We start from the raw sequence: 25,927 nt of genomic DNA, 5'->3' as shown, positions 1-25,927 counted from the left end.
TGAGACTTGCGGGGGAGACGCCGATGCCCGAGCAGCAGCTCGTCACCAGACTGACCGCGGCGCTGGAATGCCGCCACCCGGTCATCTCCGCCGGCATGGGTGGCCCGGCGCGCGCGGCGCTTGCGGCGGCGATTTCAGCGGCCGGCGGCTTCGGCCTCCTCGGCATGGTGCGCGAGCCGCCGGCCCTGATCGAGCGCGAGATCGCAGCCCTGCGCGCGGCGACCGAACGACCTTTCGGTGTCAACCTCATCCCGTTCTCGACCGCGCCGCAATTGCTGGAGGACGAGCTCGCCGTCTGTTTCAACGCGCGCGTTCCGGCGATGTGCTATTTCTGGGAGGTCTATCCGGCGCTGATCGAACGCACCAAGAAGGCCGGCGCCATGGTCCTCTACCAGGTGGGGTCGGTCGATGATGCGCGCCTGGCGGCCAGGGCCGGCGCGGATATCGTCATCGTGCAGGGCATCGAGGCCGGCGGCCATGTGAAGGCGAAACTGCCGCTGGCCAGCCTGCTGCCCCGCGTGCTCGATGCCATCGACATTCCGATGGCGGCATCGGGTGGCATCGCGAATGGCAGGGGCCTCGCCGCCGCGCTGGCGATGGGTGCCGATGGCGTGCATTGCGGCACCGCCTTTCTGGGCGCGACCGAATCCTTCGCCCACGACTATCACAAGCAGCGCCTGATCGCGGCGCAGCCCGAGGATACCGTGCTGACCGACCTGTTCTGCATCAACTGGCCGCCCCATGCACCGGTCCGCGTGTTGCGCAACAGCGTGGTCGAGGGGGCCGGCGACAAGCTCTGGGGCCATCATCCCGATGAGATGCCGCGCATCGCCATCGGCGAGGAGGAAGGGCGGCCGATCATGAAGTTCAGCACGGATTCACCCCTGCAATCGATGAGCGGTGATTTCGAGCAGATGGCGCTTTATGCCGGCCAGGGTGTCGGCATGGAACGAACCATCCGGCCAGCCTCCGCCATCCTCCATGACATGGTCACCGACGCCGTCGATGCACTGAGGCGCGTCCAGCAGATGGTGCGGCCGGCATGACCTCCTGGGATCAGGTCAAGTCGTGGCGCAAGCAGGCGCGGCAGATGATCATCAGCGCACGTGTCGCCCTGCCGCCGACCCTGCGCCAGGGCATGACGGCGGCCCTGATGGAACGGCTGCACCCGCTGCTGAAGGAAGCGGCGGCGCCGATCAGCTTCTACTGGCCCTTCCGGGGCGAGCCGGATCTGCGCCCGCTGATGCGCGTGCTCGCCGGCGAGGGCATCGAACTGGCCCTGCCGGTTGGCAGTCGGCTCGGCGAACCGCTGACCTTCCGCCCCTGGGAGCCGGGCTGTGCCATGACGCGCGGCATCTGGGACATTCCCATTCCGGCGACCGATATCGAGATCCTGCCGCGCACGATCCTGGCACCGCTGGTGGGCTTCGACGGCGAACTCTATCGCCTCGGCTATGGCGGCGGTTTCTTCGACCGCACGCTGGCCGCCATGAGGGAGCCAGCGGATGTCATCGGTCTCGGTTATGCCATGTTCCAGCTGCCCAGCATCCGGCCGCAGCCCCATGACATCGCCATGGACCGCATCCTGACCGAGCGCTCCTCGGCGCTGGCCCTCGGCGGCAGCGGCGCCTCGCCGGTCTGCTATGCAGGCGAGATGGATCCGGCCTATGCCGGCGATCTCGGCCCCGAGGAACTGGCCCTGGCGTTGGCGCCGCTGGAAGCCGGCCTGCCGCCGGAACGCAAGCCGCTGCTCGACTTCATCGGCTGGCGCCTCGGCATGCATTTTCCCGAGACGCCGGCGGCGGCACCCAGGGATGTCGACAGCCATCTCGGCGCCATCATTCCGCGCGTGCGCGATGACGGGCTGCACTATGCCCTGAAGGCGCTGCGCGCGGCCCTCGTGCCGTAGCGGCCCGGTTCTTCGGGCTTTACTGTTCCTTGGCGCGCAGCATCTCGCGCGAAATGATGTGGCGCTGGATCTCCGACGTGCCTTCCCAGATGCGCTCGACGCGGGCGTCGCGCCACATCATCTCCAGCGGCAGCTCCTCCATCAGCCCCATGCCGCCGAAAATCTGGATCGCCTGGTCGGTGACGCGGCCCAGCATCTCGGTCGCGAACAGCTTGGCCATGCCGGCATCGCCGTCGGTCATTGTGCCGTTCTGCAGCTTCCAGCAGACATAGGCGGTGAGCGCGTCGGCGGCCGCGATCTCGGTCTTCATGTCGGCAAGCTTGAAGGAGACGCCCTGGAACTTGCCGATGGTCTGGCCGAATTGCTTGCGGGTCGCCGCCCAGTCGAGTGCCAGTTCCATCGCGCGCTCGGCCTTGCCGCAGCAATTGGCGGCGATGAAGACGCGCCCACCCAGCAGCCATTCGCTGGCGACGGCAAAGCCCTTGCCCTCCTCGCCCAGGATCTGCCGCTTGTTGAGCCGCACGTTGTCGAAGAACAGTTCCCAATTGTCATAGGCGCGGTAGGAGACGCAGCGGGGCCCGCGGCGGATGGTGAAGCCCGGCGTGCCGCGATCGACCAGGAAGGCGGTGATTCGCTTCCTGGGCCCGCGCTTGGTTTCGTCCATGCCCGTGACGGTGAAGACGATGGCGAAATCCGGCTCGCCGACGCCGGTGATGAAATGCTTGCCGCCGTTGAGGATGTAGTCGTCGCCATCCTGCTCGGCCCGGGTGGTGATCGACATGGCGTCCGAGCCGGCGCCGGGCTCGGTGAGCGCGAAGACCTCCGACTTGTCGCCGCGCACGGTGGGCAGCAGGTATTTCTCGATCTGCTCGCCCTTGCAGGCCATCAGGATATAGGACGGGCGGCCGACGAATTTCTGCAGCGCCCAGTTGACCTTGCCGAGCTCGCGCTCGAACAGCATCTGCGACATCACGTCGAGCCCACCGCCGCCCACTTCCTCCGGCATGTTGGCGGCGTAGAGGCCGACCGCCTTCGCCTTTTCCTTCAGCTCCTTGCCGATCTCGGGCGGCACGTGGCCCAGCTTGTCGATCTGCCGCTCCAGCGGATAGAGCTCCTTCTCGATGAAGGCGCGCGTGGTCTCGACCAGCATGCGCTGCTCGTCACTGGGCTGGAAATCGAACGGCATGACATTCCTCTCGGGCAGGCAAAAAAAATGGACGGGCCGGGCAGCAGAGGCCGACCCGAAAGGCCAGCTATAGCGCCGGCAGGCGCCTGATGGAAGTGTTATTTTACGACCGTAAAATAATCAGGATCAGACCAGGCCGAGCACCGGTTTTAACGCATCGTTATAGGCGCAGTATTCCTCGAAAGTGAGGTCCGGGTTGTCGCTGAACACGACATAGACCCCATCCATCAGCGGCTCGACCCGCGGCACCTTGCCCGTCAGGCGACGGATCACTTCGTCGCGACCATAGCCAAGGGCGCGCTGGCAGAGTTCGCCGTCCCAGTAGTTGACGGCTTGAAGGGTAAATATGTTGTTCCGACCATCAATATCTATGGATGCGTCGCTACGAAGACGCTGCAACACTCCTGCATTTTTTTGCTCAAAGAATACCTCGTACAGAAAGAAACAAAGGTCGGCCCTATATGCTCCAAATGCCTCGATCACCTCTGGCGCATTTTTTCGGAGCAACTGTTGATAGTTTATAGCTGAATCTCGAACGTCGAACCGAAAAAACAGACGGTCATCATGCGCCGCACAATCATCACTTAGGTATGCAGCGCTGCGATATGCGTAGCCACCAGTACACTTTACTCGCTTGTTCTGATACCTGACGTTGAAGCTAGCATAGATCTCCTTACCGAATTTCGGCGCCGGCGGAACAACAGCACTCGACCAGCCAAGCGGTGCGCCAACCTGCTCCATACGGCTTGATAGTTCCTCGTGACGAATAGAAATGCTCTCCCGTGAATCTGGGCGACGGTAGCAGTTCAATCTTCGAACATTGGCAAAACGTGAAATCCTACCACTCATAAGGCCTCACTCTCGCATAGATGCGATTTTTTACGCGAAGTTCTTTCAGAGCCAACTGCGCAAGTAACATTTCCACGGCACCGGGGAACTCGATTACAATGCCATAGTCGGGGTTCTGCTTCAGAGCTTCCACCCATCGAGCAACCGTCAGCGCGGTATCCGTGCGCGCCCCCTCGTTAAAGTAGAAGGGATATCTTCTCTTTGCATCGATGACAAAAACCAACAACTCATCATCAGACGGCTCATAACCATCGAATTTCACTACATGCAGGCCGTTTTCGTTTGAATTGCGATACAGCAAGGAAGGCGACAGCGTCTTATGAGTTTCGATGTCTTTTAGACGGCCACGCACTCCTTCTTCCCATGCGATTGACTCTGGCTTCCCGCGCGGTGTTTCCAGCACAAAGGCAAAACCACGATCATCGCCGGTCAGATGGTAAGTGTCTCTTTCCGTTAACCTTGGCGTCGTTTCATTGGGCAGTAACTTGTTCAGGGCTTCCTTGCGTTTTGCCTGGCTGGAAACCAGACCTGCTCCGAATTGACTTTTTGTGCCATGGCTTGCGGCCAGCCCGCCGCCACTGGTTGCCAATGCTTCTGCGGAACCCTTGACCGCCGCGCGCGCAGCCTGCGCCGGGGTTCTCGGCAAGATCCCAATCCAGCTCTCCGGCGAAGCCATGGAGCCGGCAATCGAGCCTGCAATATCAATGGCGACTTCGCCGATGGTTTCCGGCGGTGGCAGACTCGTTTCACGCTCGAACTTTTCGCGCCAGGGGCGATAACTCTTCTGCTTTTCCTCCCACATGCCGCGATAGGCCGCCTGCTGTTCTGCCGGCATCGCCTCCCACATGGTTTCCCATTGCCTGCGTTCCTGCGGGCTCAGAAAATCGATCCGTCGCTTGCCGCCGGCAATCCCCAGTGGTTCAAACATGCGGTGCCATTCGAGTATGCCGTGCGATCCCAACTGCAGGAATCGATCGGACGGGCGCGTTGCCAGAACATCTGGAGAGACCGCATGCCCGGAGGCGAACTGCTGATAGACATTGCCGAAAACGGTCTCGTCAACGATCGCCCTGCGTGCCGCGGCCTCGAATCGTTTAGCCAAGCCCGGCCGTTCTTCCTGTGGCTCAAATGCAGAGTGGTTCGGCAGTGAGGCACCTGCACCCTTTGGGTTGGACGATGTCTGATTTGCGTTCGCCACCCGCGCCGCCCGCCACTGCTCGACCCTTTCATCCTCGCCGGGCAATTTTCCCGCCGCTGCGATCTGGTCGATGGATTTGCCAGCGAGATGTTTGTTGCGGTGTTCACGCACAGCGGCCGTCTCGATGGTTCGCTGGTTGATCGTGCGATATTTTTCATCCGGCCCGCGATAGATTGCTGGCGCCGGACCACCGAGGCCGGCAAGGATCAAGCCAGCCGTCTCGTCATCGATCTCATCGCCCAACTGCCAAGTCTCGGCATTGACACCGGCCTGGTATGCCGCGCGAACCCATTGCTCTTCGGCTTCCAGCGATGCAAAGCGGAAGACACCGTCTTGCATGGAGCCCAGGGGATTGAGGGTGCCGCCATTTTCATTTGCCGGCACCCGCGGTGGCAGGACGGAACTCGGTCTCTCGGTGAAAGTTCGGGGACGCGGCGACACGGCCATGGAGTTTCACTCCCGCATTGTACTCTTTTAACGTACTACAAATTGCGGCGAATGTAGAGAACAAAATAGAAACATAATGGAGTTTTGGCCGTCGATCGCGGCCTGGATTTGCCGCGTGCAGCGTCTAACACATTATGATTTATTGGTTTTAGCCGAGTGCCGCTTCGTCACGGCGAGGCGCGCGGATGGCGCCTTACCGAGTTTCGTCCTGCCGGCGCGTGCGGTAGGCGATCTCGTCATGGCCGCCGCGATTGCTCCAGAAGACGGCGGCCATCAGGCCGATACTGAGGGCAGCGGTCAGGGCCGAGCCGAGGATGATGGCCAGCATGCCCTGCCAGCTGATCGGCAGGCCCTGGAAGTCGTTGCTGGCCCACATGAGGAAGCAGACGAAACCGACAAGACCAATGCAGCCGGCCATATAGGCCAGGATCCAGCGCCGCATTCATTCCTCCTGTTGCCCGGGTTGGCGCCTGGATCCTTGCACAAATCCAAGCCCCCTACTCAGGTAATTAACTGCCGGCAAGCCCTTGAAAAGGCGACGCGGCAAAAGCGCACGTCATTGAACTATCATTCAATCAATGTGGACTATCATACCAGTATTATTGACTTATTAACGCTTCAACGATAGAATGCGGGCGTCTCCACAAGGTAACGGCCATGACCATCGCACACGCCATATACGAGATTGCCGCCGGGCTCTGGCTCGGCCGGCATCTGCGCGTGCGCCTGCCGGACCTGCCGCCAAGCGGCCCACTCGAACGCGGCGACATCGAACGCTAGAGCGCCGGCCGGGGCCCCTCGGCCACCTTTTCCCAGGAGCCTCCAGACGTTCCGAGACGGGAAGCCCGACGGCTTGCCCGCATCTCCCCTTTATTCGCCTTCACGGACGGCGCCTCGAGTAAAAGGGGCGCTGCCCGGATACCGAGTTCCGGAGTACCGCCATGCGCGCGCCCCTCATCCTGTTCCTCCCGGCCCTCATCGCCGTCGCCGGCTTCGAGACCGCCCTCGCCCTGGTCTCGCCGCTGATCTCGCTGCGCCTCGAGGATAACGGCGTCTCGACCGGCATGATCGGCCTGGTCGCCTCAGCCTATTCCATCGGTTATCTGGCTGGCACCCAGATCTGCCGGCACCTGATCGCCAGCCTCGGTGGCCGCCAGACGGTGGCGGTGCTGGCCGCCCTCGCCGGGGCCAGCCTGTTCCTCCATGCCGCGTTGTTCGACCTCCTCTTCTGGATCGTCCTCTCGGCCGTCTGCGGTTTCGCCATGGCCGGCGTCTACACGATCGCGGAGAGCCTGCTCAACACGCTGGCCACCAGCAGCAACCGCGGCCGACTCTACAGTGTCTACATGACCGCCTCCTGGCTGACCGCCGGCGCCTCGCCGATGGCGGTGCTGGCCGAAGGCACCGGCGGCATGGTCAGCTTCATCATCGCCGGTGCATTGGTCTGCGTCGCCGTCATTCCGGTGGTGATGTCACGCAGCACCGAACTGCCGGTCCCGCGCCATGGCGCCATCAGCCTGCGCCAGTTCCGCAGCGTCTCGCCCGTGGCCATGATCATCTGCTTCGGCTCCGGCCTGGAGGGCGGCGGCCTCCATGGCCTGCTGCCGAGCTACGCCGTCGAGACCGGGCTAGATACCAATGCGCTCTCGCTGATGCTGACCGTGGCCGCCATCGCCGGCATCGCCGGGCAATTCCCGATCGGCCTCATCTCCGACCGCGCGCGCGAGCGCGTCTCGGTCGCCAAGGCGACCATCGTGCTGGGCACGCTGCTCAGCCTTTGCCTGTTCCTGTTCTCAGACGCCAGCTTCACGCTGATGGTGATCCTGTTCGGCCTGCTGACCGCAATCATGGCGCCGATCTATGGCCTCGGCGCAGCACTTGCCAACGACCGCGTCGGCAATGGCTGCGCGGTCGGCACCGCCGGCGTGCTGCTTTTCGTCAACGGCATCGGCAATGCGCTGGGGCCGATCGGCGCCGGCCTTGCCATGCAGGCCTGGGGGCCGGACGGTCTGTTCCTGTTCCTCACCGGCTCGGCGGCCATGATCGCACTGGTCGTTGCCAATCACCGCCGGGTCGAGCGCCTGTGGCGCCCGGCCGCGGCCTAGGCAGGCGAATTGGCAAAGGATGACGGGGGCGACAACGCCCCCGTTTTCCCGCACCGATCCTTGACGCACTTAACCGATATCGAACTTGACGCCCTGGGCCAGCGGCAGATGGTTCGAGTAGTTGATGGTGTTGGTGGCGCGGCGCATATAGGCCTTCCAGGCGTCGGAACCACTTTCGCGCCCGCCGCCCGTCTCCTTCTCGCCACCAAACGCGCCGCCGATTTCGGCACCCGACGGGCCGATATTGACATTGGCGATGCCGCAATCCGACCCGACATCCGAAGTGAACAGCTCGGCCTCGCGCACGTCGCGGGTGAAGATGCAGGAGGAAAGCCCCTGTGGCACGTCGTTCTGCAGGCGGATCGCGTCACCCAGATCCTTGTACTTCACGACATAGAGGATTGGCGCGAAGGTTTCGTGCTTCATGACGGCACTTTGCTTCGGCAATTCGACCAGGGCAGGCTTCACGTAATAGCCGCCGGCCTTGCCGCGCACGGCCACGCGCTCGCCGCCGGTCACCTTGCCGCCCTCTTCCCTGGCCTGCTTCAGCGCAGCCTGCATGTTCCCGAACGAAGCCGCATCGATCAGCGGTCCCACCAGTGTCCTCGCATCAAGGGGATCGCCGATGGTGACGAGGCCATAGAGCTTCTTGAGCCGCGGCATCAGCTTGCCATAGACATCGGCGTGGACGAAGAGGCGGCGCAAGGTGGTGCAGCGCTGGCCCGCCGTGCCGACGGCACTGAACAGGATGGCCCGCTCGGCCAGTTTCAGGTCGGCAGTGGGGCAGACGATCATGGCGTTGTTGCCGCCGAGTTCCAGCAGCGAGCGGCCGAAGCGTTTGGCCACGCGCGGCGCCACCTCGCGGCCCATGCGGGTGGACCCGGTGGCAGAGACCAGCGCCACGCGCGGATCATCGACCAGCGTCTCGCCCACCTCGCGGCCGCCGATCAGGATCTCGAGCAGGCCGTCTGGCACCGCGGTATCCGTCTCCCGGGTGAATCGCTGCGCCGCTTTCTTGAGGATCTGGCCGCAGGCAAGGGAGGTGAGCGGCGTCTTCTCGGACGGCTTCCAGACCACCGCATTGCCGCAGACCAGGGCCAGGGCCGAGTTCCACGACCAGACCGCGACCGGGAAATTGAAGGCCGTGATGACGCCGACGACACCCAGCGGATGCCAGGTCTCTGCCATGCGGTGGCCGGGCCGCTCGGAGGCGATGGTGAGGCCATAGAGCTGGCGCGACAGTCCGACGGCGAAATCGCAGATGTCGATCATCTCCTGTACTTCGCCAAGGCCCTCGGTAGTGATCTTGCCGGCTTCAATCGAGACAAGCGCGCCGAGATCGGCCTTGTGGCGGCGCAGTTCCTCGCCCAGCAGCCGCACCAGTTCGCCGCGCCTGGGCGCCGGCACCTCGCGCCAGGCGAGATATGCCGCCTGGGCGCGCGCGATCTTCTTGGCAGCCGCCTTGGAATCGTCGCTGGCCAGGCGCGCGATCTCCGCCCCGCTGATCGGGGTATGGATTGCGAGGTCGCCCTTCTTCAGCGATTTCGCGTCGAGTCCGAGGGCCTGCAGGACAGTATCGATCTTCATGGGTGGAATGCTCCGGAAAATGGCCGAAAACGCGGCCGGGTCGGGCCCATGCATGCGCCAGCCCTCGCGATTTTGTCAACCGGGCGGCCTTGCCATGCCGCATCTCTGCGGCGACAATCCGGTTTTTCCGCAACTGGCAGGAGAATTACCGATGTCCCCCAAGTTCGCGAGCCTGGCCGGTGCCGCGCTGATGACCTTGTGTGCCGCGGCACCTGCACATGCCGAGCAGGTGCTGGACATCGCCCCCAATCCCGAGGCAGCGCCGGGCGAGGCTTGGGCCGCAGTCGCGGAGATGATCATGGTCTATTACGACGTACCCAATACCGGGCCGGTCGAGATGCAATGCAGCCTTGCCTACTTCCTCACCGGCAACGAGGATTGCCGCAAGCCGGCGGGCGAGAGCGAGTTCAGCGCGGTGAGCCGCGTGGTCAAGGGCTACTCGCAGTTCGCCCGCGAGACCTTTGGCGAGTTGCCCATCGCCATGCGGTGGGAATCGGCCAAGGTCATCCCGCCTGACGAACTGGCCCATGAAATCCGCTTCGAGCGCCCGGTCCTGGTGGAAGTACAGCCGCCCCGCAATGAAGGCGAAACCGAGTTCAGCAAACGCGCGGTCCTGATCGTCGGCGTGGATGGTGACGGCGAGAATCTGCAGGTCATCGTCAACGACCCCAAGGTCTACAGCCTCACCGAAAACCCCTATATCGAAGCCGGCGGCCGGATTCGCGATGAAAGCGGCCAGTATCAGCTCGGCTACGAGGATTTTCGCACTTTCCTCAAATGGTCGGCGACGCTCTACAAGATCAAGCCGGATTGAGGCCCGGAACCCGCCTTTTAGTCAGGGGGCTTGACTTATTACCCACGTACCCTCATATATCACGTGCATTTCTCGCGACTGCGCGCTTACGCCATGACATCGGCCACATAGTTAACGGCCTTTAACCGGCGTCCGTCCTGAGATCCAGAAACCCAGTCATAGATTCCTGAGCGGCGCGCCTCGGGCTCGCCCGCCGGATTCCGTCCGCGCGACCGCCCTGGTCATTGCGCGCATGTTTCCTGGTGGCATGACACCCATTGCCTTAAGGAAACGATCTTGAATACCCAGACCATCCACACCGCCCCGACCGGGCCGCTGACCAAATTTGCCGATCTCAACCTCGTTGCTCCGCTGATGGAAGCTGTGGCTGAATCGGGCTATGTGACCCCGACGCCGATCCAGGCGCAGTCGATCCCGCATCTGCTTGAAGGCCACGACCTGCTGGGCCTCGCCCAGACTGGTACCGGCAAGACCGCGGCCTTCGTGCTGCCCATGCTCCAGCGCATGATGGAGCATCGCAAGCAGGCGCAGCCGAAATCCATGCGCGCGTTGATCCTCACGCCCACCCGCGAACTCGCGGTTCAGATCGCCGATAGCATCAAGACCTATGGGCGGCACCTGCCGCTGCGTTCGACCGTCATTTTCGGCGGCGTCGGCCAGGCGCCGCAGGTCGAGAAGATGCGCCGTGGCATCGACTTCGTCGTCGCTACCCCGGGCCGCCTGCTCGACCTCATGAATCAGGGGCATGTGACGCTGACCTCGGTCGAGTTCTTCGTCCTCGACGAGGCCGACCGCATGCTCGACATGGGCTTCATCCGCGACATCCGCAAGATCACGGCCGTCCTGCCGACCCGCCGCCAGACACTTCTGTTCTCGGCCACCATGCCGAAGGATGTGGCCGAGCTTGCCAACTCACTCCTGACCAAGCCGAAGCGCGTCGAGGTTGTGCCGCAATCGACCACGGCCGAACGAATCGACCAGTTGATCTATCTTGTGCCCAAGGCGAACAAGCGCCGTCTGCTGGCTGACCTGCTGCAGGCGCCGGATGTCGCCCGCGCCATCGTCTTCACTCGCACCAAGCGCGGCGCCGACAAGGTGTCGGAATATCTGGAGCGAAACGGCCACACCAGCGCCGCCATCCATGGCAATAAGGGCCAGAACGCCCGGCAGCAGGCATTGGCCGCCTTCCGCAATGGCACCGTCAAGGTTCTGGTCGCGACCGACATCGCGGCGCGCGGCATCGATATCGACGGCATCAGCCATGTGATCAATTTCGAACTGCCGCTGGAGCCCGAGAGCTATGTCCACCGCATCGGCCGCACGGCGCGCGCCGGCAATGCCGGCGTTGCCCTCAGCCTGTGCGACTCCGAGGAGCGCAGCCTGCTGCGCGACATCGAGAAGATCGTGCGCATGAAGCTGCCCGTGGTTGACGACCACCCGCTGGCCGTCGCCGCCAGCGACGGTACCGACGGCGCCGAGCAGGTAACCCTGCAGCGCGCCCAGCAGATCCGCGAGAAGCGCGAGCGCCAGCAGCCGCGCAAGCCGCAGCAGGGCCGCAGCAACAGCAGCCAGCGCGACGGCCAACGCAACGGGCAGCGCAATGACCGCCGCAACAACCGGCGCGATGATGCCCGCGGGCGCGACGTGCAGGCCGACGGCCAGGAACGCCAGGCGAGGCCGCAACAGCCGCGCCGCGAAGAGCGGCCGCAGCGACGCCCCCATGACGGCAGGTCGCAGCGCATGGCCGAGGACGCGACACCCGGCGGCGAAAGCCGCTTCGAGGCTGAGTTGCGCCGCGCCCAGGCGGCGCGCGGCAATGGCCGCAGCGAGCGGCAGCAGGCGCCTGTCCGCCAGGGCGGTGAACGCCAGTCGGGTGAACGCCAGTCGAATGAACGCCGGGGCAGCGACCGCGGCCGGATCGACTACCGCAGCCGGGCGGAGGAAGTGGCAAGCGGCAATTCCGGGCAGCAGCGCAGCCGCCGCCGCTGACATATCTCGGCTTTGAAACAGCCCCGCCGGCGGCAACGCCGGCGGGGCTTTCTTTCAGGCCGCCGGTTTCGTGTTCAGTACCGCGGCGATATCTGGTTCGTCGATCTGCGCCGGGTCCAGGAACTGTTCGGCATAGCGCTTCCAGACGCCATCGGTCAGGAAAAGATCCAGTAGGTCGGGATCAAGATGCTGGTCCTTCTTCATGAAGCCCATGATCTTGATCGCCTCGGATAGCTTCTTCGCCTTCTTGTAGGGTCGGTCAGCCGCCGTCAGCGCCTCGAACACGTCGGCGATTGCCATCATGCGCGCGACCGGCGACATCTCGTCCCGCTTCAGCCGCTTCGGGTACCCGGTACCGTTCATTTTCTCGTGGTGGCCGCCGGCAATCTCCGGCACCGCGCGCAGATGCGGTGGCAGCGGCAGGCTTTCCAGCATGATGATGGTCTGCATGATGTGATCGTTGATGGCGAAACGTTCTTCCTCGGTCAGCGTGCCGCGGCCGATGCTCAGATTATAGACCTCGCCGCGATTCATCTTGCAGGCCGGCACGTCGAGACGGAATCCCCACGGATTGTCGGGGCCATAGCGCTCCTTCTCCTCGCGATAGGTGATATGGTCATCGCGGTCGGCCAGCAGCGGCTCTGCCACCGGCAGGGCAGGCTCCGGTGTTCGATCCTTGCGCCGCTTCTCTTCATAGGAGATGCCGATGCGATCGCTTAGCGTCCGCCGCCAGTGCCGCGCCGCGATCCCCTTCAGTCGCTCGATATGGGCCGGATCCATGAATTCGCCGCCTTCATTGCAGGTCGCGATGAAGGCGAAATCAGCATCCAGCTGGGCCTTTTCAGCTTCCATTGCCGTCCGCAGTTCCGGCTCCGGCCTGCCCTCGGCGAGGCCCTGCCAGTAGGCGATCTCGGCATCGCGCTTCAGCACCTCGAAACGCATGCGCACTTCGTGGATGCGGTCATAGATCGTCTCCAGCTTGGTCGCCTTGTCGACCACGTATTCCGGCGTCGTCACCTTGCCGCAATCATGCAGCCAGGAGCCGATATCGACCGCTTCCCATTGCTCGACACTCAGATTGAAATCGGCAAAGGGGCCGTTCTCCTGGCGACAGGCGGCCTCCGCCAGCATGCGGGTGAGCGCCGGCACGCGGGCACAATGGCCGCCGGTATAGGCTGATTTCGCGTCAATGGCGCCGGCGATCAGCTGGATGAGGGCGTTCATCAGGTCCTTCTGCGCCTGCAGCAGCAGGTTGTTCTCGATGGCGATCCCGGCGCTGCCGCTCACCGCCCTAACCAGTTCCATCAGGCGATGATTGATCTTCCAGTTGCGCTCGCCGGCATGCACCGCATTGATCAGCAGCATGATGCCGAGCAGGTCCTGGTTGCGGTTGAACAGCGGCACGACGACGAGGGCCATGCGCACGGCATTCTCGCGCTCGACCAGGGCGCGCAACCCGAGCGAGTCAAGCTCGTCGTATTCGAGGCGGCGTTCCAACTTGCCGATCTTCTTGTTGCGCGCCAGGGCTACGAGTTCCCCCTGAACACCGGCTCCATCGAGCGGAATCGCGTGAATATAAAAGTCACCCTCTCCCACCATGTCGCCGCGCCAGCGGACGACCTCGGGCTCCAGGCGCCGCGCCTTTTCGTCCAGCAGGAAGATGGCGCCGCCATCGCAGGCGACCAGATCGATCGTCTCGCGCAGCACCCGGTCCAGCAGAGACCTGGTCTCGCGCTCGGTCGTCAGGGCGTGGCCGATCTCCAGAAAGCGACGAATGGTCCCCTTCATGATATTGAGCGAGGCACCGAGTTCGGCGACTTCCTTGACGCGCGTCCGCAGCCGCACGTTGCGACGGAAATCGAAGGCGGCGATGGCCTTGGTTTCCTGCGCCAGACGGTTGAGAGGCTTCACCAGCTGGCGCGTCCCCAGCCAGCCGAGCGCGACGAACATCAACAGGATGGCGACCGCCAGCTTGATCTGGTCGATGACCATGCGGCGCGCGCCGGCAAACAGCTCCTCGTCCGGAATGGCGGATACCAGCGTCAGCAGGGTACTGCCATGGATCGGCACGCTCGACACATTGAGGCGCCAGCTTCTGCCCGCGACACTGACTGAAGCTGTGGCAAGCGCCGTATCGGCATACGCCGCAGCTGCCTGCAGGACAGGAACGTCCATCTCGTCCAGCGATACCAGGCGCAAGGAACCGTCCTGGCGTGGACGCGTCATCTTGGCAACGTCGTGATAGCCGATGATCTTGCCACCAGGCCCGAGCAGCACCAGTTCGCTGGAGGGTGTTGTCCGCAGCGCGCCAATTTCGGTGGCGATAGAATCCAGCGTCAGATCGATACCGACCACGATCGCCCCATTGGCCGAGCGCGTCGCCATCGTGGCACCCACCTTCTTCGTGGTGAAGAAGACATAGGGCTCGGTGAAGACATAGCCTTCCTGCTGCTGCGCCAGGCTGTACCACGGCCGGGCTCGTGGATCGAACTGGTAGTCGGGCACGAACCTGGCATCGATCAACCGTCGATCAGCTCCGTAGAAGCGGAATTCGCCAAGCCGGGCGCCGACGGAATCCAGCGTCACCGATTGGACCACGAAGGCAGCACCCGGCGGCGCAGCAACCCGTTCGATCGTGGCACGGTCCCGCAAGGCACGAAACAGGATGAACTCGCCATTGGGATAACCGGCATAGAGCGCATCCGTGATGGGGTCGCTCTCCAGGGCGTCAAACACGATCGGCAGGACACCCAGCCGACCGGCAAGATTGTCGGCGGTGGCCAGTTCACTGTGCGACAACAGGGTCAGCTGATTGCGGGCGGGCGCCAGAACGCGCTGCACTTTTTCGCCGACTGCCTCGCGGATGTAGCGATTGGTCTCCTGCGACGCATCCAGCAGCATCTCCTGGGAGCCGCGATAGCCGGCCCAGGCAAACAGCGACACCATGAGGCCGAGCAGCACGGCGACGCCAACCGCCCCCAACAGATGCAGTGGCAGGGTGAAGCGCGACTTGACCGTGGTGTCGTCGATCAGTGGAACTGTGGTCGATGGCTGCGGCATGTTGCGCTCACCTGTGGGGAATCGTTGCGGCAATGCGTGGCGGCAGATGGTTGGCGATCAGGTTCTCCATGCTGCGGTCGAGGACCATCGCCTCCACCAGCCGCAGCCAGTTGTCGACCTGGACGCCCGAGAACTGGTCGCGCGAAAGCGCGAGACCGCTGGGGACCGGCCCGGCGGCCGTAGTGTCCAGCACGCGGAAGGCGCGCTGCCGGTCCATTTCGGCGACATAGGCAAAGAAATGCCCCGACGGCAGCAGGATTGCATCGAGGGCACCCCGGCGCAATTGCTCGACGAGGTCGCGCGGATCGTCGGCGGCGGTCATGCGATCGTCGCCGAGCAGGGATTGCAGGCGCAGATCGAAAAAACTGCCATAGCGGAACCCCCTGATGACTCCGAGGCGCGCAGTACGATCGGCGACAAAGGAATCGATCGAATCAAGATTATTTCCCGCATCGGCACGCACGATCATCAGGTTGCGGATACGCAGGAACGGCACGAAGCGTGCGAGCCTGTCCCGCTCGGCTGTCCGGATGCTGTTGGGGATGATGTCGACGGTGCCGTCGCGCAGCGCATCCCAGGCGGCGACGCGCGAGAGGCTGACCGGCTGGAACGCGCAGCCGGTTCTGGCGGCGATGGCCTCAAGCAGATCGATCGTGATGCCGTTGCCGGCACGATACCAGGGACCGAACTCGAACACGGCGACGCGGAGCGGTCGGTTGCAGCCGAGATCGTCGCCCTGCGGGCCAGCACGGGCAGGTAACGGGCCGACCAGGAAAAGAAGTGCAGTGCACAACAGTACCGGCAAAAGCACCGCAAAGGCCGGTTGCCGGCGCAAAGGAAGCCTTTGCCAGCAATGTCTTATCGGGACGAAAGCCACGTATCGATTGGATTTGCCCAGCATCCTCGCAACGGATCCATCGGAACGCCGTCGACACCGGTCCAGCGAGTTGACCGGCGCCCCGCTCGGGATGCGGATAAATAAGTATACGCTGTCGCCCGCGGAAAGGATCAGGAAATCGACTGTATTCGACCACAGCGCGCAGGCGCGGGTCATGGCAACGGGACAAGATTCCCTGTCCAGGCCAATGTCTTATCAACTTCCGTCAATTCTCACATTCAAATGCAGCAAGGCGTCCGCGATGGGGATGAAGAAATTGATGCCGAGAGAGAGTTCATCCTCGCCCGCCAGCACGGATTGAGACAGACCGACCACCCGTCCCGCGGCATCGAGCAACGGGCCGCCGCTGCTGCCCTGCTGGATCGTGGCGTCGGCCTGGATCAGTTCGAAGCCTTCGGCATCCCTTTGATAGCGGCTGACGATGCCGCGGGTGATCGTGCCGGCCAGGCTCTCGTCGAGGGGCGAGCCGACGGCATAGACCTCCTCCGCCAGGTCCGGTGGCTCGAGGCGCAACGACAGCGGCGCATGGGATCCCTGGATGATCTGAACCAGGGCGACGTCGCGGTTTGGTGCACGGCGCAAGACCCTGGCATCGATCGCCCTGCCATCGAGGAGCACCACGCGCACACGCTCGGCGCCACCCACGACATGCGCATTGGTGAGCACGAGGTCCGGCGCCACGAAGAAGCCCGAGCCCTGGCCCCGGCTGGACCTGATGGTGACAACCGAGGCCTGTACCCGCCTCATCCTTTCCGACAGCGCGCCTTCCGGCAGCGCCACCGGCCGCAGGACCACGGCCGGTTGCGTTCGGGGATCGGCCGAAGTGGGAGCGGCGGCAGCCGCCAGTTGCTGGCGATCCTGCCGCAGCAGGGCATGGAGCTGCCGGTCCGCCGCCAGATTGCGGGCCGCCGCCGCCAGGCCGCGCAGGATCAGTTCAACTTCGCCGTCGGGCATGCCGTCCTGCATGGCCGCAAAACCCTGCGATCGAGTCTCGAGGACGACGCGCCGATCGAGCAGGGAATAGACCTGCCAGGTGACGTCGACGGAGATTTCGCCGGATTGGGTGCCAAGCCACCGCGCATTCATCATGCTGACCTCGTCGCAGACATCCATCAGCATCCGGTCGACGCGGCCACCCACCAGGAACTCGGCTTGGCTTCCGGTATCGACGAACAGATCCTCCGACGGACCCACGACATTGTAGCCGGCCCCGCGCAAGGCATCGCCGAGAACGTCCTGCGTCTCGGCATCGTCGGCGCTGACCCGCCCGGCCTTCCAGTAGATCGGCTCGGGCGACAGCGTGGCGCCGCAGCCGGTATAGACGTGGCCGCCGCGATAGGAGCCGACTTGCTGGCCCCGTGTCAGGTTGAAGACGATGCGATCGATCTGGATCGGCGCAAGCCGGTCATTCGCCCCGGCGGCGCTCTGCAAGACAGGCACCGGCGGCACGCTGATCCCGCGGCAGCCGGAAACAGCCAGCAGGGCAACGGCCAGGAGCACAATTGCCGTGACCGGGCGGCAGGGCCCGCTCGAACAACCACCCGGCCGCAACAGCATGGTTTCGGTTCCCCCGACAGTTAATTCGCGCGATGGTAGAAAATACTATGCGAATTCTGCGTCGGGTTGTAAACAGGCAAAGCCTGCCGCGTGACTATTCCTTGCGAGCGAAGCCGATGCCCCGGAGTGCGCCTTCGATCTCGCCCAGAATGGCCGGATCGTCGATGGTCGCCGGCATGTTGTATTCCTTCCCGTCGGCGATCTTCTGCATCGTGCCGCGCAGGATCTTGCCGGAGCGGGTCTTGGGCAGGCGCGCCACCACGGTGGCACTCTTGAAGGCCGCCACCGGACCGATCTTGTCCCGCACCAGTTGCACCACCTCGGCCACCACCTTCTCGGCCGGCTTGTCGACGCCGGCCTTCAGCACCAGGAAACCCAGCGGCACCTGGCCCTTCAACTCGTCATGGGCGCCGATCACCGCGCATTCGGCAACGTCGGGATGGCTCGCCAGTACTTCCTCCATGCCGCCGGTGGAGAGGCGATGGCCGGCGACGTTGATGATGTCGTCGGTGCGGGCCATGATGTAGACGTAACCGTCCTCGTCGAGGAAACCCGCATCCGCCGTCTGGTAGTAGCCGGGGAAGGTCGTCATGTAGCTCTTGCGATAGCGCTCCTCGGCATTCCATAGCGTGGGGAAGGCGCCTGGTGGCAGCGGCAGCTTGCAGACGATGTTGCCGATCTCGCCCGGCTTGGCCGGATGTCCGTCATCGCCCAGGACCTGCACATCCCAGCCGGGCGCCGCGCGCGTCGGCGAGCCGTGCTTCACCGGCAGTTTCTCGATGCCCAGGCAATTGGCGGCAATGGCCCAGCCGGTCTCGGTCTGCCACCAGTGGTCGATCACCGGCACCTTCAGCTTGGCCTCGGCCCATTCCAGCGTCGCCGGGTCCGAACGCTCGCCCGCCAGGAACAAGGCGCGCAGCGAGGAGATATCGTATTTGCCGATGTGTTCGCCATTCGGATCGTCGCGCTTGATGGCGCGAAAGGCCGTGGGCGCGGTAAAGAGGACGCGCACCTTGTGCTCGGCGATCACCCGCCAGAAGGCACCGGCGTCAGGCGTGCCCACGGGCTTCCCTTCATAGACGATGGTGGTGGAGCCATGGAGCAGCGGCGCATAGACGATGTAGGAATGGCCCACCACCCAGCCGACATCGGAGGCAGACCAATACACCTCGCCCGGCTGCATGTCATAGATATGCCGCATGGTCCAGTTGAGCGCCACGGCGTGGCCGCCATTGTCGCGCACCACACCCTTGGGCTGGCCGGTGGTGCCGGAGGTGTAGAGGATATAGAGCGGATCGGTGGCGGCGACCGGCACGCAAGGATGCGGTACAACGCCCGCCTCGGCCTCGCTCCATTCGAGATCGCGCCCCGAGATCAGGCGCGCCTGCTCCATCGGCCGCTGCAGGATGACGCAATGGGCGGGCTTGTGGGCGGCCATCTCGATGGCAGCATCGAGCAGCGGCTTGTAGGGCACCACCCGCGAGACTTCAATGCCGCAGGAGGCACTGACGATGACCTTCGGCTTGCAATCGTCGACCCGGGTCGCCAGTTCCTTGGCCGCGAAACCGCCGAATACGACCGAGTGAATGGCACCGAGGCGCGCGCAGGCCAGCATGGCGACCAGCGCCTCCGGCACCATCGGCATGTAGATGATAACCCGGTCTCCCTTGGTCACGCCGAGTTTCGCCAGGGCACCGGCGAAACGGGCGACGCGGTCGGTCATCTCGCGATAGGTGATGCGGGCAATGGTCTGCGTCACCGGGCTATCGTGGATGACCGCCACCTGGTCGCCGCGCCCGGCTGCTACATGACGGTCGAGGCAGTTATGTGCGGTGTTGAGCTCGGCCCCGGCAAACCAACGATAGAACGGTGGATTGCTGTCATCGAGGACCCGGTCCCATTTCCGGTGCCAGTCGATGGCCTCGGCTGCCTTGCCCCAGAATCCCTCCCGGTCCGCGATGGACTGGCGATAGAGGGTGTCGAATGATCCTGACATGGCGTGCCGTCTCCCCTTTGCATCCAATCGGCCGCTGCTCCGGCGCTTCCTATGCCCCTACAAATAGCAGGCTCTCGGGCACAGGGTCGAGGTGTCGATTGGTCGCGTCAATGAAAAAGGCCGCCCGCGGCCGATGCCCCGGGCGGCCTGCTTTCAGCCACGACCGATGCGGTCAGGCGGCGTCCCGCACCTTGCCAGCCGCCACGCGATTGGTGGCGCTGATGATGGCCTTCAGCGACGCGGTCACAATGTTCGAGTCCTTGCCGACGCCGAAGACCGTGCGGCCGTCGGGCAATTGGGTCTCGAGATAGGAAACCGCCGCCGCGTCATTGCCGACGCCGACCGAATGTTCCCGGTAATCAACCACTTTGAGCTGGATGCCGGAATGGCGCCGCAGCGCATCCATGAAGGCGTCGATCGGCCCGTTGCCACGACCGCTGATGGTCATTTCCTTGCCATTCTCGCGGATGACTCCAGTCAGGTTGCGGATCTCGCTGGCATGGGAGTCCGACTGGGTCTGGTGGTTGACGAAGGTATAGGGCGTCTCCAGCGACAGATACTCGTCGTTGAAGGCCTGCCAGATCTGGCTGGCGGTGATCTCCTTGCCGGTCTTGTCGGCGATGTCCTGCACCACCTGGCTGAACTCCATCTGCAGCCGGCGCGGCAATTGCAGGCCATAGTCGGTTTCCAGCACATAGGCGACACCGCCCTTGCCGGACTGGCTGTTGATGCGGATGACCGCTTCATACGAGCGCCCGACATCGGCTGGGTCGATCGGCAGATAGGGCACCGCCCATTCGCCGCTGTTCGACTGCTTCATGGCGGCGAAGCCCTTCTTGATCGCATCCTGATGCGAGCCGGAGAAAGCCGTGAAGACCAAATCGCCGGCATAGGGGTGGCGCGGATGCACCGGCAACTGGTTGCAGTATTCGGCCGTGCGCACCAACTCGTTGATATCGGAGAAATCCACCTCCGGATCGACGCCCTGGGTGAAGAGGTTGAGCCCCAGGGTCACCAGGTCGACATTGCCGGTGCGCTCGCCATTGCCGAACAGCGTTCCCTCGATGCGGTCGGCGCCGGCCATGATGCCGAGTTCCGCCGCGGCGACGCCGGTGCCGCGATCATTATGCGGGTGCAGTGAGATGATGGCGGCATCCCGCCGTGTCATGTTGCGGCAGAAATACTCGATCTGGTCGGCATAGATGTTGGGCGTCGACATCTCGACCGTTGCCGGCAGGTTGAGGATGCAGCGCTTCGCCGGGGTCGGCTGCCACACATCCATCACCGCCTCGCACACCTCGATCGCGTAATCGATCTCGGTGCCGGTAAAGCTCTCCGGGCTGTACTGAAAGACGAACTCGGTCTTGCCCAGTTGCTTCTCGGCCAGTTCCCGCACCAGCGTCGCGCCATTGACGGCGATCTCCTTGATCCCCTTCATGTCCTGGTTGAAGACAACGCGCCGCTGCAAGGTCGAGGTTGAATTGTAGACATGGACGATGGCGCGCTTCGCCCCCAGCAGCGCCTCATAGGTCCGCGTGATGAGGTGGTCGCGCGCCTGGGTCAGCACCTGGACGGAGACGTCGTCCGGGATATGCCCGCCCTCGATCAGTTCGCGGCAGAAATCGAAATCGGTCTGGCTGGCGGACGGGAAACCGATCTCGATCTCCTTGTAGCCCATCTTCACCAGCGTCCGGAACATGCGCAGCTTGCGCTCCGGGCCCATCGGCTCGATCAGCGCCTGGTTGCCATCGCGCAGATCCACCGAGCACCAGATCGGTGCCTTGGTGATGCTCCGGGCGGGCCATTGCCGGTCGGGCAGGACGATCGGCTGGAAGGGTTTGTACTTGCCGGAAGGGTCGATACGCATAGCGAATTTCCTTGGAAAGGGGGGCGGACGGGGTCCGTTCGGGGCTCCTGGATTGCGACTCTTGCGCCGCCGCCGGTCTTCCCCAAGGCGCCCGATGGGGTGCCGGTCTGGGGAAGGTCGCTTGGCTACCGACGGCGGCCGCTAAGCGAGCGCAGGCCCGGAAGCAATCCGCTGCCAACCCCTAACTTATTGCTGCTCATGATGAATTTGCGGAACATCGGCAAATCCTGACGACTTAGGATAATCTGGCTGGGAGGGGCAAATTGCCCACGCGGCCGGCGCGATTCAGCACGCCGGGGCGGTAAGTCGAAGCGAAAGCGCCAGATTTTGCGTCAGTTTGCTCATGAACTACACTTAATCAGCCGTCCCGGCCGGGTCAAGTAGCAATAAAATAACCGCCGGCGGGCCGATTTGGCCCAGCGACGGCGGTTGGAAGAGATAGACTTTCTTTGTCCGGCCTGGCTGACCTGCGGTCAGTGCACCCTCTCGAGTACGGCCAGTTCGTCCTTGATCCTCAGCTTCTGCTTCTTGAGTTCGTGGATGGCGGCGTCATCCGGATGGGGTCGACGTTCCTCGGCGGCAATCTTCGCGTCCAGATCGGCGTGCTTGGCCTTGAGTGACTCGGCGTGGGCATTGGTAGCCATATCTTTCTCCCATGCTATTGCGGAACTCAGATTTGCAGTGGAATTGCTGATGTGCTGCTGGTTTGCGGTTCCTCCGGTTCAATATGGCCCTGGGACCGGTGGTCCGGGGACGGGCCTGGAATTGCCTTTGCGGCAGATTGTGAAGATGCTAACGCCAATATCGTCCCCAAGTAAATGAGCGAGTGTGCCGCGTGCTTCAAGGTGACGCGGCAAAAATGCCCAAATTGATCATGCAACTCTGACTGAATTCCGGGTCCGAGCCCAACCCGACCTTCAATTCCTGACAGCAAGCCAATGGTCCGACAGAAAAATAGCCCGCAAACCCAACATCCGCCCTCGCGCCTGATCATCGGCATCACCGGCGCATCCGGCATCATCTACGGCATCCGTCTCCTGGAATTGCTCAAGGACACCATGATCGAGACGCATCTCGTCATGTCGCGCGCGGCCGAAGTCACGCTGGCCTATGAGACCGACCGCAAGGTGGCGGCGGTCCGCGCGCTGGCCGATTTCTGCCACAGCAACGAAGATCTGGCTGCGCCGATTTCGTCGGGTTCCTTCCTGACCCTCGGCATGATCGTGGCGCCCTGCTCGGCCAAGTCGCTGGCCGAGATCGCCAGCGGTGTCACGCCGACGCTGATCGCGCGCGCGGCCGACGTCGCCCTCAAGGAACGCCGACGCCTCGTGCTGATGCTGCGCGAGACGCCGCTGCATCTGGGCCATATCCGCAACATGGCGGCGGTGACCGAAATGGGCGGCATCATCGCGCCGCCGGTACCCGCCATGTATGCCCAGCCGCAATCCATCGACGAGATGGTCGATCAAAGCCTGGGCCGCGTTCTCGACCTCTTTGGCCTGCACCTCGACAGCGTTACCCGCTGGAACAAGAAGAAGGCGCCGCGGCCCCGCGATTGACAATCGTGGCTGATCAGAACTCGCGCCGGCGCGCCATCACCAGCAGGGTGAATGCCGCCGCGACGACGAGCGCCATGACCATCACGCCGTTGGCCCCCCAGATATCGATCGATGCACCGCCGATCGGCGGACCGACGACATTGGCGAAGGTATAGACCATCACGAAGGCGGCATTGATCATCACCAGCTGGCCGCCGGCATATCTGCGGCCCATCGCCACCAGCGCGACCGAATAGGCACCCCAGACAAAACCGCCCCAGGCAAAGACCACGAATACCAGCGGCAGGGGATAGGCCGGGAGCCCCAGCAGGATCAGGGCCGGCGCCACGACACAGGCGATGCCGCAGCCGACCAGCACCGGGTGCGGCCCCCAGCGATCGGCCAGCCAGCCGATCGGAAATTGCAGCAGGATGTTGCCGGCGATGAAGATGCTGAGCAGACGCAGCGCGAAGCCCTCGTCGAAGCCGATGCGCTGGCCCCAGATGTGGAGGAAGCTGAAGAACGTCGCATCCAGCGCGCCGGAGAGGAACGCCCCCGCCAGCAGGGCCGGCAGCGCCACGAAGATCGCGCCGAAGCCGCCCTGCCCGTGTTCCGACAGCGCCGGGGCCAGACGGCGCAGCCAGATGACGATCAGCAGCGAGAGCAATTGCAGGGCGATGAAGATCGGCAAGGGCGAGGTGCCGAGCCGCAGCGCGTAATCGAGGGTGAGCGGTCCGGCCGCGAAGCCACCGGCCATGATGGCGGCGTAGAGCGCCACGGTCCGGCCGCGGTTGCGGTCAGTCGAGGCCACATTGATCCAGGTTTCGGTCACGACCCAGGGGACGCTGCCGGACAGGCCGCTGACGAACCGCAGCACCAGCCAGATCGCCACGGAATCGGTGAACATCATCGGCACCAGGGTCACCAGTGAAATCACCGTGCACCAGACCATGGCATTGCCGCTGCCGAAACGGCGCACGATCCGCTGCGTGAAGGGTGACATGAGGAGGACGCCGAGCGGATGCGCCGCACCGACCACGCCGATCATCACGGCGTCGATGCCGCGGGTCTCCATGTCGAGGGCCATCCACGGCACCAGGCCGCCGAAGGAAATGCTGAAGGCGAAAATGGCGGCATAGAGGCCGATCAGGGCCTGCAGGCGCCGGCCCTGGTCATATCCGTCCGCCGGTCCCGCCGCTGGGTATTCCTTCGTCATCGTCATTCCGCCGTCTGATACGCCGCCTGATCCGGGCGCCCAATCCGGGCGCCGATACGGAATCGGCGCGGCGGGCACCATAGCTCAACTGTATACACCCGCCTAGGCGCACACCATGATGGGGATTTTGTGTGAAATTCAAGGCAATTCCCGCAGGTTTAGCGGGGCGTTAATCTGCCACGGCCATCTTGCCCGTATTCAACGACAGACGAGGGTCGGAGTTTGCAGCAGGTGGTCCAGATGGCACCAGCCGTCATGGCAAAAGTGAACCGGGAGGAAATCGAGGCGGAGCTGATCTCCGGCCTCTACAAGCGTACGCGCCCGCTGCTGATCGCCAATATCGGTGCAATGCTGCTCCTCAGCCTCTCACTCTGGCGCAGCGCCGACCATGCCTATGTGCTGCTCTGGGCCGGCACATTGTTCTGCTGGACCATGCTCCGCTTCGCCCTGGCCAAACTCTATCTCTCCCGCCCGCGCAGCGTCGGCGAGGCCAAGCATTGGGTCTATGCCTTCGCCGTCGGATCGGGGGTCGCCGGGATGCTGTGGGGTTCCTCGGTCCTGCTCATCACCGCCATGGGCCCCGATTACGGCCGGCTCGTGATCGCCTTCATGATGGCCGCCCTCTCCGCCTCCGCCATCGCCGGCTATACCAACAGCCTGGTCGCCTTCGGCGCCTTCACGCTTCCCGCCCTCGCTCCCTTCGGTTATCACCTCATCTGGTTCGACGGTGAACCCAGCTGGCTGATCGGCGCCTTCGTGCTGTTCTGGGGCCTGCTGCTGTGGTCGATGGCGCGCCACCTCAATGACGGCTTCAAGGAGAACGTGGCGCTGCTGCTCGGCAACCAGAACCTGATCCGGCATCTTTCCGCCGCCAAGGAGCGTGCCGAGTTGGCCAACCTCGCCAAGTCGCGCTTCCTCGGCAATATGAGCCACGAATTGCGCACCCCGCTCAATGCGGTGATCGGCTATTCCGAGATGATGAAACTGCAGATCCTCGGCCCGATCGACAACCCGCAATACGCCGAATATGTCGGTCATATCCATGACCGCGGCCGGCACCTGCTGCATTTCGTCACCCAGGTCTTCGACCTGTCGCAGTTGGAGGCCGGCGACATCGACCTGGCCGCGGACCGGATCGACGTGACCAAGCTGGTGGTCGAGGCGGTCGAGGAGGCCATTCCGGCTGCCATCGCCGAGGGCATCATCGTCAATGCCGAGGTAGCCACCGATCTTCCGCAGCTTGTCGGCGATCATGGCAAGCTGCGGCAGGTCCTGCGCAATCTCCTTGGCAATGCGATCAAGTTCACAACCGACGAAAACCGCGTCACGGTCGGCGCCGAGAAACTGCCGGACGGCCGCCTTGCCATTGCCGTCAGTGATGGCGGGATCGGCATGTCGCCGGCCGAGATTGAACAGGCGACCATCCCCTTCCACCGGCTGGAAAGTCAGGACCACATGAAGCGGGACACCCCGCTCAGGAACGATACCGGCCAGACTGCAACCGGTCTTGGCCTGCCCATCTCGCGCCTGCTGGTCGAACTGCATGGCGGCGAGTTGAAGATCGAGAGCCGGCCGGGAACCGGTACGACCGTCACCGTCCTGTTGCCGCCAGAACGCCTCGCCTCGCCGCCGCGGCCGTCGCCGGAAAGCAACACCGAGGCCGCATCCGCGCTGGCCGCGCGGCTCGCCCCCGGCGCCGCTGAATAGCACC

Annotated in this window: 20 protein-coding genes; 8 read left to right on the top strand and 12 right to left on the bottom strand. The window is 63.9% G+C overall.

The window, feature by feature from the left end:
• Positions 1-23: 23 nt before the first annotated feature.
• Both A8950_RS05310 and A8950_RS05305 read left to right on the top strand, forming a co-directional pair.
• Positions 24-1,046 (top strand): NAD(P)H-dependent flavin oxidoreductase, encoded by a 1,023-nt coding sequence (locus tag A8950_RS05310; protein ID WP_133612539.1) that lies wholly within the window; start codon positions 24-26, stop codon positions 1,044-1,046.
• Positions 1,043-1,909 (top strand): 5-formyltetrahydrofolate cyclo-ligase, encoded by an 867-nt coding sequence (locus A8950_RS05305; RefSeq protein ID WP_133612538.1) that lies wholly within the window; start codon positions 1,043-1,045, stop codon positions 1,907-1,909. Before A8950_RS05310 ends, A8950_RS05305 begins: the two co-directional genes overlap by 4 nt.
• Before the next feature lie 19 nt (positions 1,910-1,928).
• Here the strand turns inward: A8950_RS05305 and A8950_RS05300 are convergent, their stop codons facing one another.
• From A8950_RS05300 to A8950_RS05285, 4 genes are all read right to left on the bottom strand, one after another.
• Complete coding sequence (locus A8950_RS05300) at positions 1,929-3,095, bottom strand: acyl-CoA dehydrogenase family protein (protein WP_133612537.1); 1,167 nt, start codon at positions 3,093-3,095, stop codon at positions 1,929-1,931.
• Positions 3,096-3,221: 126 nt separating this feature from the next.
• Complete coding sequence (locus A8950_RS05295) at positions 3,222-3,836, bottom strand: hypothetical protein (RefSeq protein ID WP_133612536.1); 615 nt, start codon at positions 3,834-3,836, stop codon at positions 3,222-3,224.
• A 97-nt stretch (positions 3,837-3,933) separates the two neighbouring features.
• Positions 3,934-5,589 (bottom strand): hypothetical protein, encoded by a 1,656-nt coding sequence (locus A8950_RS05290; protein WP_133612535.1) that lies wholly within the window; start codon positions 5,587-5,589, stop codon positions 3,934-3,936.
• Between the two features lie 193 nt (positions 5,590-5,782).
• Positions 5,783-6,031, bottom strand: coding sequence for a hypothetical protein (locus tag A8950_RS05285; protein ID WP_133612534.1), 249 nt, complete (start codon positions 6,029-6,031; stop codon positions 5,783-5,785).
• Between the two features lie 215 nt (positions 6,032-6,246).
• Here A8950_RS05285 and A8950_RS19940 point away from each other — a divergent pair, with 215 nt between their 5' ends.
• On the top strand, positions 6,247-6,369 hold the full coding sequence (locus A8950_RS19940) for a hypothetical protein (protein ID WP_279513022.1): 123 nt from the start codon (positions 6,247-6,249) through the stop codon (positions 6,367-6,369).
• Between the two features lie 161 nt (positions 6,370-6,530).
• Positions 6,531-7,694 carry an MFS transporter gene (locus A8950_RS05280; protein ID WP_133612533.1) on the top strand — a complete coding sequence of 388 codons (1,164 nt, stop codon included), beginning with the start codon at positions 6,531-6,533 and terminating at the stop codon, positions 7,692-7,694.
• Between the two features lie 69 nt (positions 7,695-7,763).
• Here the strand turns inward: A8950_RS05280 and amaB are convergent, their stop codons facing one another.
• On the bottom strand, positions 7,764-9,281 hold the full coding sequence (amaB, locus tag A8950_RS05275) for an L-piperidine-6-carboxylate dehydrogenase (RefSeq protein ID WP_133612532.1): 1,518 nt from the start codon (positions 9,279-9,281) through the stop codon (positions 7,764-7,766).
• Between the two features lie 151 nt (positions 9,282-9,432).
• On the opposite strand from amaB, the gene A8950_RS05270 reads away from it, so the two are divergent.
• Positions 9,433-10,095 carry a papain-like cysteine protease family protein gene (locus A8950_RS05270; protein ID WP_133612531.1) on the top strand — a complete coding sequence of 221 codons (663 nt, stop codon included), beginning with the start codon at positions 9,433-9,435 and terminating at the stop codon, positions 10,093-10,095.
• 276 nt (positions 10,096-10,371) lie between these two features.
• Entirely contained in the window at positions 10,372-12,084 is a 1,713-nt protein-coding gene (locus A8950_RS05265; RefSeq protein WP_322090926.1) for a DEAD/DEAH box helicase, read from the top strand.
• Between the two features lie 54 nt (positions 12,085-12,138).
• On the opposite strand, the gene A8950_RS05260 is transcribed toward A8950_RS05265, so the two are convergent.
• The 6 genes from A8950_RS05260 to A8950_RS05235 form a co-directional block, all read right to left on the bottom strand.
• On the bottom strand, positions 12,139-15,144 hold the full coding sequence (locus A8950_RS05260; protein WP_133612530.1) for an HD domain-containing phosphohydrolase: 3,006 nt from the start codon (positions 15,142-15,144) through the stop codon (positions 12,139-12,141).
• Positions 15,145-15,151: 7 nt separating this feature from the next.
• On the bottom strand, positions 15,152-15,979 hold the full coding sequence (locus A8950_RS05255) for a substrate-binding periplasmic protein (protein ID WP_166645007.1): 828 nt from the start codon (positions 15,977-15,979) through the stop codon (positions 15,152-15,154).
• 258 nt (positions 15,980-16,237) lie between these two features.
• Complete coding sequence (locus A8950_RS05250) at positions 16,238-17,599, bottom strand: S1C family serine protease (protein ID WP_133612528.1); 1,362 nt, start codon at positions 17,597-17,599, stop codon at positions 16,238-16,240.
• 94 nt (positions 17,600-17,693) lie between these two features.
• Positions 17,694-19,595, bottom strand: a complete 1,902-nt coding sequence (locus A8950_RS05245; RefSeq protein WP_133612527.1) for a propionyl-CoA synthetase — start codon at positions 19,593-19,595, stop codon at positions 17,694-17,696.
• A gap of 172 nt (positions 19,596-19,767) precedes the next feature.
• Positions 19,768-21,462, bottom strand: a complete 1,695-nt coding sequence (gene leuA, locus A8950_RS05240; RefSeq protein WP_133612526.1) for a 2-isopropylmalate synthase — start codon at positions 21,460-21,462, stop codon at positions 19,768-19,770.
• 473 nt (positions 21,463-21,935) lie between these two features.
• Complete coding sequence (locus A8950_RS05235) at positions 21,936-22,106, bottom strand: YdcH family protein (protein WP_133612525.1); 171 nt, start codon at positions 22,104-22,106, stop codon at positions 21,936-21,938.
• A 294-nt stretch (positions 22,107-22,400) separates the two neighbouring features.
• Between A8950_RS05235 and A8950_RS05230 the strand changes: the two genes are divergently transcribed.
• Positions 22,401-23,021: a UbiX family flavin prenyltransferase gene (locus tag A8950_RS05230; protein ID WP_133612524.1), complete on the top strand. Its 621-nt coding sequence runs from the start codon at positions 22,401-22,403 to the stop codon at positions 23,019-23,021.
• Positions 23,022-23,034: 13 nt separating this feature from the next.
• Here A8950_RS05230 and A8950_RS05225 read toward each other — a convergent pair whose 3' ends face one another.
• The gene (locus tag A8950_RS05225; RefSeq protein WP_166645006.1) at positions 23,035-24,216 is read right to left on the bottom strand and encodes an MFS transporter; all 1,182 of its coding nucleotides are present in this window, start codon (positions 24,214-24,216) and stop codon (positions 23,035-23,037) included.
• 240 nt (positions 24,217-24,456) lie between these two features.
• On the opposite strand from A8950_RS05225, the gene A8950_RS05220 reads away from it, so the two are divergent.
• Positions 24,457-25,923, top strand: a complete 1,467-nt coding sequence (locus A8950_RS05220) for a sensor histidine kinase (protein ID WP_133612522.1) — start codon at positions 24,457-24,459, stop codon at positions 25,921-25,923.
• Positions 25,924-25,927 lie beyond the last annotated feature (4 nt).

The sequence above is a fragment of the Dongia mobilis genome, assembly GCF_004363235.1.
In the GTDB taxonomy this organism is placed as follows: domain Bacteria; phylum Pseudomonadota; class Alphaproteobacteria; order Dongiales; family Dongiaceae; genus Dongia; species Dongia mobilis.
This window is presented reverse-complemented; position numbering and strand designations above follow the sequence as displayed.